Genomic DNA, 7,178 nt, shown 5'->3' on the forward strand with positions numbered 1-7,178 from the left:
TGGTTAGTCACCTACTCGATTCGTCTTTCGTTTCTTCAGGTGTTGTGTTCTATTTATTTTGGTTCTTTTTTGTGACATGCCTTGTACCATATTGACCATGATGACACTGGAGATGGCAATGATTCCGCCTATAACGGAAAGAAGGCTTGGCAGTTCTTGCAGCCAAACAAAGGCAATAATGATCGCAAATACCGGTTCTGTGTACATCATGCTTGTAACAGCACTCGCGTTTGCCATCGACAGTGCAGTTGCCCATGTTGCATAGGCGATTGCTGCAGGAAAAACACCTACATAAATGGCTGAAAGATTTGCTTCCAGTGTAGCTCCCTGAATTTCCTCGAGAAGTCCCGGGAAGAATATGAAAAATGGGATTGTTCCAGCCCACGTGAAATATGCTGTAAGCTCAATTGGTTTATATCGCTTAAAGAGTGGTTTTTGAAAAACGAAAAACACAGATGTAGCAAATGCAGCAATAAGGAGTAAAATAGCCCCTTTTGAAATCGTAAAGGTCGATCCAGCAGTTCCCAGCGTAATAAGAAAAATACCGATAAATCCCATTCCGAGTCCAATCCATCCGATTGCCTTCAAACGCTCTTTTAAGGCAATCACAGCAATGATCGCCGTAAAGATCGGAGCCGAAGCAATGAACATACTTGCTGTACCTGCTGAAACAGTAACTTCCCCAAAAGTAACCCCTAATTGATATACACTAATTCCTATCCAGCCTAGTAATGCGATCTTCCATATATCCTCTTTTCTAGGCAATTGGAATTTCGTCCCCGGCCATAACGCATATAGAATAAAAACAAGCGAAGCTATAAGAAAACGGGTTAAGACGAGATGCCCCGCTGAATAGCCCCCTAGTAAACTTGCTCGGATGGACGCAAACGAAGAACCCCAAACAATGATAGTAAAAGACGCCAGTAAAAGAGCTTTTTTATTCATATTCAATCCCTCCTCATGCATGATTGGTAACCCTTTAAAAAGCGGAAGAATCAAAACAAAAAAGTAACAATATAACAATAATAGCTTATTTCCGAGGCGCGTGTCTACAGTGTGGGTGCCTGTCACTCCCCGAATTTTGTCGAATTGGGATATGGTTTATTTCCTTTTGAAAGGAGGGGGGATAAAATTCTTAAACTGGAATGACTGATAAACTTTAACATAAGATAACAGGAGAATCAATAACGAAATTGACTAAGTACACAGGAGTTTAATAGCTTATTTCGTTTCTTTTCTATAAATCACAGGAAAGGTTCACATAATTTTCATAGATAAATCATTCATTATAACGTATATTGATGTTATAGAATGTTTGTAAATGTTATAAAAAAACATCCAATTGGCATTGTTTACAAAGGAGGTTTTGCAAAAACTGAAAAGTCGGTAGAATGGAAGCTTTCATTACATATGGAGAAGAAAACTTACAGACATGGATGAAATTGGAGACTAATAGCCCGTTTTAGCGAGATACATTGCTATCCAGTCAGTTTTATTAACGTTGAGAAAGGAGAGATTTTCCATACAGATAAAAATAATGAATCACCGTAAAAGGAATTTTTTTCTTATTTCCCTGTTAGTGGTTTTTTTCGGGCTTTTATTCATGATCATGCAGACGCAAAACGTGGATGCTCATGCATCTTTACTCGAAACAGATCCAGCTGAAAAGGTAGTTTCAGAAGAGATTCCTTCTAAACTGAAACTACGCTTTAATGAACCGATTGAGAAGGATTTGGCAACTGTTACCATTTATGATTGGAATGCTAAGCCGGTCTTTACAGGTAATCCGGATGAAGGTGGATCGGACAGAACCCCGCTTCTTGAATTTTCGCTTCCTGAATTAAAGGAGGGAACGTACACGGTTCAGTGGAATGTTGTTTCATTAGATGGGCATCCGATACAAGGCTCTTATTCTTTTGCTGCAGGCGAGGTAACGGAGGGCGGAGCGAAATCAATCAACAGTGGTGATGATCACCATACTGGTCCGCTGATTGTTGCCCGTACTGTTGCAGAAGGCTTATTACTCCTAGGTGCCGGCCTTTTTTGGTTCGCTTGGTTAGCTGAGCGAAAAAAATTCCCAAGTATAGATATCATTTTTGGAAGTGGCAGACGCTTCGGAGGTGCGCTTATAATCCTTGGAACATTGGCTGAAATAATAACGTATACCATTTCACTTCCATCAGGATTAATGCAAACGGTCTTTCATGGAAGATGGGACATCTTGCTTCAGTTTCCATTTATGTTGATGGTTGCTGCGCAGCTTGTTTTCCTCATTTTTCTATTTATCCCTGGTATGGTGCGTGGGTGGTATCTGTTTATGTGGTTTGCACTTGCAGCTGTCCCAGCTTTTGGGGGTCATGTGTGGGGGATGGAAAACACAACACTTGCCCTGGTTTTAAGAGTCATTCACCAACTGTCGATTGCTCTATGGCTAGGTGCACTATGCTACGTTATTTTTCTTCTAATTTGGCAGAGAAAGCAAAACACCAAGGTAGATTGGAAGGAATTCAGACCATTTTTTGTATATAAAATGATGGCTGCAACTGGATTGGTCGTTGTGTCTGGAGTTTTGATGGTATTTTTGCAGACAGAATGGCTTACGGTAATCACCGATTGGATGACCTGGAGCGCATTATTGCTCAGCAAGATTGTTTTAACGATTCTTATGCTTAGTCTGGCACTCTATCAGACACGAAAATGGAAAAAACGTGGTACATTCACGACATTCCGGTTTATTCGCGCGGAATGGATCACAGGCCTCATTATTATTTTAATAGGGGTGTGGATGAGTCAGACGGCTTACCCTATTTCGGCTAAAAGCTACAATGATACACTTGTGTCTGGTCAAGCAAAAGTGGAAGTATATATTAATCAATTGAAAGTGGGAGATCAGCAAATGAATCTGAACGTTCCTGACATAAATGGAGAAAGTCCAGAGGAAGTGGAAGTAACTATTTCTACGTCAGATCAGGCGATGCAGTCCGGTCCGATAACTACTGAGGAAGGGGATTCCGGTAATTATCAGGCAGAACTTTCGTTTTCGATGTCCGGAACCTGGTGTCTCGTTATCCATGTTGCATATCCTGGAGGTGAGAAAAAAGAATGGACTGCCGAAGTATTTGTTGTCGGTGAAGGAACTGGGTCGTGAGCATTTGAAAAAAATGATGAAGATTACTGGAGGTTTTTTAAAATGAAAAAATGGATTGTTTTAATGGTAGCGGTCGTTTTGTTGTTTGTAGCAGCACCAATAGCAGAAGCGCATGTAACAGTACATCCAAGCGAAAGTTCAACAAATGCATATGAAAAATATTCGGTGCGTATTCCTGTAGAAAAAGACGCGAATACGACCAAGGTGGAATTGGAAGTTCCTGAAGGCATTCATGTAGTTTCTGTATTGCCTAATCCGGACTGGAAGTATAAATTTTTAAAAAATGATAATGATACGATCACTTCTGTTACATGGACTGCGAAAGATGGTGGAATTGGTCCAAATGAATTTGCGGAATTTTCCTTTATAGGAGCAAATCCGGGAAAACCTGGCGAATTTAGTTGGAAGGCATTCCAAACATATGATGACGATTCTGTAGTAGAATGGACCGGAGAACCTGAATCTGAAGAACCGGCTTCCGTCACAGAAGTGGTAGAAGGGGATGAAACAGCACATCACGATGATAATCCAATAGCCGAATCAGGTCATGCAGCACAAAACGAGTCAGACAACAGCGGTGAGAATGGAAATACTGACTGGCTTCCTCTTGTGCTAGCTGGAGCAGCATTATTGCTATCCATCATCAGCCTGTTCCGCAAACGCGCATAAAGGGATGGGTGCCTGAAGGGATGGGTGCCTGTCACTCCCCGAATTTTGTCGAATGAAAATGATACAGTTATCCCTTCATTTTAATATGTAATAGACTGTTCATCTTCTGTTCATGTTCAACTCCTATACTATCTTCAGATTGATAGTTAGGAGTTGATTTTATTGCTTAAACTGTTTCGAAAACTTGTAAAATATACGAGCAGTTCAAAAGGAGCAAAGGTTACAGTTGTAGCCTGGCTTGCGGTTGTTTTAATTTTAAGTATTTTTCTCCCTTCTTCTAAAGATTATGAACAAAACAGTTCGGAAGGAAGTACAGCGGGAGATAGACCTTCAGAAACAGCCCAAGAAATAATGGATAAGGAATTCCCAACAGATGATGGCCTAACGGCACTGCTCGTATTTAATCGAGAAAATAAAATAACTGATCAGGACCGAGAAAAAATTACAGCATTTAGTAAATGGCTATCTTCCGATGAAAAACCGGAACATGTAGCAAGCGCGCTTCCTTATCATGAGTTTCCAAAAGAAGTTCAAGACCAGATGTTTTCGGAAGATGGAACAACATTGTTATTTAATGTAGCAATGGAAGATGGGATTGATTCAGATCAATCGAATGAAGCACTCACGCTGCTGAGGGATAAAGTGGATGAACTCGGTATGGAAGAAGGCATGCAGCTGGAAATCACCGGGCCAGCCGGAATAACTGCTGATACAATTGCGTTATTTCAGGATGCAGACGTCGTATTAATTTTATCAACGGTTGCCTTAATTTTTATTTTACTTCTTCTTATTTACCGCTCTCCGTTACTTGCCATCACCCCCTTAATCATAGCAGGGATGGTTTATGGAGTGGTTGATCGAGTATTAGGTCTAGCAGGTGAAAATAACTGGTTTGCTGTTGATAGTTCGGCAGTGTCAATTATGCTTGTCCTATTATTTGCAGTTTTGACAGATTATAGCTTATTTGTGTTCTCCAGGTATAAAGAGGAACTAAGAAACGATGAATCGAAATACAGTGCAATGGGGGAAGCAATACACCATGTTGCGGAACCAATTGTGTTTAGTGGCGGTACCATCTTTTTAGCGATGTTGACATTATTTGTTACCGTATTTGAACCTTATCATCACTTTGCGCCTGTATTTTCCATTGCAGTAATTTTTATCTTTATCGCTGGATTAACACTGATTCCGGCACTATTCGCGCTCATGGGACGCAAAGCTTTTTGGCCTTTTATTCCTAAGGTGGATAAGGAACACAAGCCGAAAAAAAGATTCTGGACCAGTGTAGGTAAACTTGTGAAAAAGCATCCAGCAATCATCGCAGGTACACTCCTCATTGTGATGCTTATCGGCGTTTTTAATGTCATGTCAATGAAATTTTCTTTTAATCTATTAAAGTCATTTCCTGAAGACATTTCTTCACGCCAAGGTTTTGAGATACTGGAAGAAAATTATCCGGCAGGGCAATTAGCACCTGTCACAGTCATATTACATTCAGATCAAAAAATGGAAACAGATCAAGCCTTTTTAGAAAGTATTAAGAATTTAGAGGACAAAATAAACAGTCAAGATGGAGTCAATTCAATATCTCCGGAAATTACGGAAGATGTGGTGGAAGGAAACGCGGATCTGCCAAGAGACTTTTTAGCGGAAAGTGAAAAGTCGATTAAATTACAAATCACATTAGAAGGAAATCCATATGAAACAGATGCACTCAACACGGTGGAAAATCTCCGAGATGAGGCAGGAGCGTTTATCAATAACAGCGGACTGTCAGCGGAGGACTATGATCTGCATTTTGCAGGACAGACAGCGGAACAATTAGATGTGAAACAAATGAATCAGCGAGATATGATTTTCCTATTCTCATTTGTTGTTGTTTTATTGACAATTGTACTTGGCTTCCAGACGAAATCTATTTTAATGCCTGTGCTCATGATGGGTACCATTTTATTATCTTACGTAGCAACCTTAGGGTTTGGCTGGTGGATCTTTGAACATCTCTTTGGTTATGACGCGATCAGTTATCGGCTGCCAGTATATACATTCGTATTCATGGTAGCGCTAGGGATTGATTATAATATTATGCTTGTCTCTAGGATCAAGGAAAAAGCGCGCCACATGCCATGGAAAGAGGCTGTGAGTGAGGGAGTAGCCTTAACAGGCGGTGTTATTTCCTCAGCTGGTTTAATTCTTGCAGCGACCTTTTCTGTCTTGATGACACAGCCCTTGCAAGAACTATTTCTATTCGGATTCATCATGGCAATGGGAATCATCCTAGATACCTTCTTAATTAGAGGATTCTTCCTCCCATCCATTTTAACTCTGACAAACTTTCAGGTGCCTGGCACTTCCCGAAATTTGTCGAATAAAATATCATGATTTGATAAAAAAGCTGCTCGTCTCCCAATAAGGAACGAGCAGTTTTTGTTAAAATTACCAATGATTCTTGTTTAGCATCTGTGCTAGAAACACGTCTTATTTTCTTTGGTTACAATTTTTTTGTCAAAAGTATTTTGTTTATTCGTATTATTATACTTTTGTTTTCGGTTTTTGGAATTTTGCATAAAGGGAAAAATGTTAAGATGTTATATTAAAATGATGTATGATTAAGTTAAGTTAATTTTTATCTATTGAAGAAAAGGAGACTACAAGTGGACATGGACATATATTTAAAGGATGCCTTGCTTCACATTATTAAAATAATAGGCAAGGAAAATAATGCTTATATAGATATGGGTGATTTAGACAAAAGTGGACCAGCTGTTCTCTCATATAATGGCACAAATATTAGAGTTGAAAAAGAGCAGTTGCACGAACTATTAAATGAGTTATTTAATAAAAAGGTGTTTAAATTAGATGAACACAAGTCTCAAGAAGTTAAAAATCTACTTCAATCTAAAATTTTCTCTATCATAATAAATTCAATTTATGATGGTGTATATATAACAGATGGTGATGGACAAACAATAAAAGTTAATTCAGCATATGAGAGGATCACTGGTTTAAGTGGCGATGTAGTGATTGGCAGATATATGGGAGATTTAATAGATGAAGGTGTAATAGATGAATCTGCTTCGTTACATGTACTAAAAAGAAATGAACAAGTAACACTTATGCAAACCATAAAAAACGGAAAAAATATCATCGTTTCTGGCGTACCCATTTTTGATAAAACTGGAAAAATACAATATGTTATAAATAGTGTACGAGACATAACTGAGTTATTAAAATTAAAATATGATAATAATCAATTATTGGATAATAACTTAAATATTGATAGAAACAAAGGGGAATATACTTTTAATAATCAAATTAGCAAGAATAAAGATATGCAAAAAATATTAAAGCTTCTTAAAAA

At 38.7% G+C, this 7,178-nt stretch carries 5 protein-coding genes; 4 read left to right on the forward strand and 1 reads right to left on the reverse strand.

Annotation, left to right across the window (positions count from 1 at the left end; all coding sequences use genetic code 11):
* Positions 1-3: 3 nt before the first annotated feature.
* Complete coding sequence (locus tag GZ63_RS0115080; RefSeq protein WP_029270987.1) at positions 4-945, reverse strand: DMT family transporter; 942 nt, start codon at positions 943-945, stop codon at positions 4-6.
* Between the two features lie 658 nt (positions 946-1,603).
* Here GZ63_RS0115080 and GZ63_RS0115090 point away from each other — a divergent pair.
* The 4 genes from GZ63_RS0115090 to GZ63_RS0115105 all read left to right on the forward strand — a co-directional run.
* Positions 1,604-3,148, forward strand: a complete 1,545-nt coding sequence (locus tag GZ63_RS0115090; protein WP_198020951.1) for a copper resistance protein CopC — start codon at positions 1,604-1,606, stop codon at positions 3,146-3,148.
* A 42-nt stretch (positions 3,149-3,190) separates the two neighbouring features.
* A complete protein-coding gene (locus tag GZ63_RS0115095; RefSeq protein WP_029270990.1) occupies positions 3,191-3,817 on the forward strand; it encodes a YcnI family copper-binding membrane protein in 627 nt (208 codons plus the stop codon).
* 162 nt (positions 3,818-3,979) lie between these two features.
* Complete coding sequence (locus GZ63_RS0115100; protein WP_038221298.1) at positions 3,980-6,199, forward strand: MMPL family transporter; 2,220 nt, start codon at positions 3,980-3,982, stop codon at positions 6,197-6,199.
* Positions 6,200-6,477: 278 nt separating this feature from the next.
* On the forward strand, positions 6,478-7,178 hold a 701-nt coding region (locus GZ63_RS0115105), incomplete at its 3' end, for a PAS domain S-box protein (RefSeq protein ID WP_226374462.1).

The organism is Virgibacillus alimentarius, assembly GCF_000709085.1.
GTDB classification, from domain to species: Bacteria; Bacillota; Bacilli; order Bacillales; family Amphibacillaceae; genus Virgibacillus_B; species Virgibacillus_B alimentarius.

What these genes read in the sequence shown, in the direction of transcription:
- GZ63_RS0115080 (WP_029270987.1), bottom strand. Translation starts at nt 945, where the DNA reads ATGAATAAAAAAGCTCTTTTACTGGCGTCTTTTACTATCATTGTTTGG.
- GZ63_RS0115090 (WP_198020951.1), top strand. Translation starts at nt 1,604, where the DNA reads ATGATCATGCAGACGCAAAACGTGGATGCTCATGCATCTTTACTCGAA.
- GZ63_RS0115095 (WP_029270990.1), top strand. Translation starts at nt 3,191, where the DNA reads ATGAAAAAATGGATTGTTTTAATGGTAGCGGTCGTTTTGTTGTTTGTA.